General features: G+C 54.6%; 3 protein-coding genes. 2 read left to right on the top strand and 1 reads right to left on the bottom strand.

Annotation, left to right across the window (positions count from 1 at the left end):
• Positions 1-187, bottom strand: a 187-nt coding sequence (locus CA13_RS34665; protein ID WP_419193924.1) for a hypothetical protein, incomplete at its 3' end; no start/stop codon positions are given.
• 79 nt (positions 188-266) lie between these two features.
• Between CA13_RS34665 and CA13_RS34660 the strand changes: the two genes are divergently transcribed.
• Positions 267-449, top strand: coding sequence for a hypothetical protein (locus CA13_RS34660; protein WP_419193923.1), 183 nt, complete (start codon positions 267-269; stop codon positions 447-449).
• A gap of 928 nt (positions 450-1,377) precedes the next feature.
• Positions 1,378-1,950, top strand: coding sequence for a hypothetical protein (locus CA13_RS04245; protein WP_146394741.1), 573 nt, complete (start codon positions 1,378-1,380; stop codon positions 1,948-1,950).
• Positions 1,951-2,050: the final 100 nt, after the last annotated feature.

Here is a 2,050-nt window from a genome sequence, read left to right as displayed (position 1 = left end):
TGTGATGCAACGGAGGACGGGTGGTTCGTTTTCTCGTCTGCTTGCAAGTCGTTCGCCCGTCCCCGCTGATCACTGCCGTTCGTCGATCGTGATACCGGTACTCTCGCATGAACAACAACGACGCTGCAATCGTCCTGGCGTTTTTCATGATCGCCTTCGCGTTTGTTTCGTTTGTGGCATTGATCATTTTTTGGTATCGGACTGGAAGAATCTACCGATCACCACTCGCAACGCGACGCGAAAAAAACCAGCAGCACATTGTAACGATGGCTACGTTGATGGTTTCATTGCTTGCCGTTCCCATCGGCTTCATGATTGAGGCCCGACTCGGCCTGCTCGCATTGATCGCTCTATTGCCAATGGTCTTCGTGTTGATTTTTCGAACTGCGATGGTCGAGTTTGGATTGCGACGACGCTCGCATCCGCGTGCTAAGGCCGTGATAGATTGATGAGGCCGCCAAAACTCGGACATCAGAACGGTTTTTGCACCAACGGATGCGCTCGCTATACTTGCACGACGTCGTTTCGCGATGGTCAGATCTCGGCGCCACCAAAAACGACGAACCAACGGATGCACGCGGAGGACTCGAGTCGCCGTTGGGCAATGGTTGCCTTTCCGCTCGTCCCCGGTGATCCTGGACGTTATCCGATCAACGAAGATCGGTATGCTGGTGTTGGGCCTTGGCGTCACAACACTGGCTTGCGGCTGATGCCGGTGAACGATATGCCCGACGAACCATTCCCTCGGACAACTTTTCTGGTTCGACCTTCCAATCTCCTGATGGCTTGCGCGAGCAATCTCCTGTTACCATCGGCTTGCTCGGTCTTGCTTTGGAACGTCTACTGGCATTCCACCTTCCACCTATATTCACCACGGATAACCATCCGTTGCACACGGAGCCGCGGGCCGCGCGGATTCTGAAATCAATGTCGTTTGCCGCGGCCCGGTGAACGGTACCGTTATCCGATCAACGACGATCGGTATGCTGGTGTTGGGCCTTGGCGTCACAACACTGGCTTGCGGCTGATGCCGGTGAACGATACACCCGACGAACCATTCCCTCGGACAACTTTTCTGGTTCGACCTTCCAATCTCCTGATGGCTTGCGCGAGCCTCCTCGCACCGACCATCGGCGTGCTCGGGCGACATTCGTTGCTCGACGACGGAACGTCCTGATGGCTTGCGCGAGCAATCTCCTGTTACCATCGGCTTGCTCGGTCTTGCTTTGGAACGTAAACTGGCATTCGACCTTCCACCTATATTCACCACGGATAACCATCCGTTGCACACGGAGCCGCGGGCCGCGCGGATTCTCAAATCAATGTCGTTTGCCGCGGCCCGGTGAACGGTGACGTTATCCGACTTAATTGCACCGCATGAAACTAAATCTGCAATCTGACCGAAAAAAGATTCGACGCTACATCATGAAGCGTGTGCGTGACTACCCCTACTACACTAACCTTGGCCCCGGTGACGACGAAGATTCCATTGCTCGCATCACGATCGGCTTTTACGCCGAGCAAGGTGGCTACGTCACGGTTGTCTTCGACACGCGTCCTGAAGCTGGCCCGCACTTAGGATTCGACGGTGAGTGGACCCTCTGGATCTACGACGATACGATGCTCGAACTGCCGAAGTGGGTCGATGCATGTGAGGCAATTTGCAACGGCAAAACCGTCAATGTCGTGCGACACGACGGAAAGATCGAAAAACTAGATGGTGACAAGGGCAGTGATCGAATTGACGCCTGTTTTGGCGAAATGCTCGTTGACTTAATGCTTGAACTTTGTGACGACGGAACCCTGGCTCAGCTTCCACTCTCTGCGAACGCCTACATGGTCGTTGAAGAGTTCAACGAATCGTTTTTCTGGCCGCAACCGGGAGAAAAATCCTGGGGCGACCGTAAGACGCAGCAGAAGATCGTAAGATTGGGTCGCATTGACCGCTAGTCGCGTGTTCAAAATTACGGATAACCATCGGATGCAACGGAGGACCGGTGGTACGTTTTCTCGAATGGTTGCTCAACTCCCGGTCCCCGCTGATCCGGGC

It is taken from the genome of Novipirellula herctigrandis, assembly GCA_007859835.1.
Classification (GTDB): Bacteria; Planctomycetota; Planctomycetia; order Pirellulales; family Pirellulaceae; genus Novipirellula_A; species Novipirellula_A herctigrandis.
This window is presented reverse-complemented; position numbering and strand designations above follow the sequence as displayed.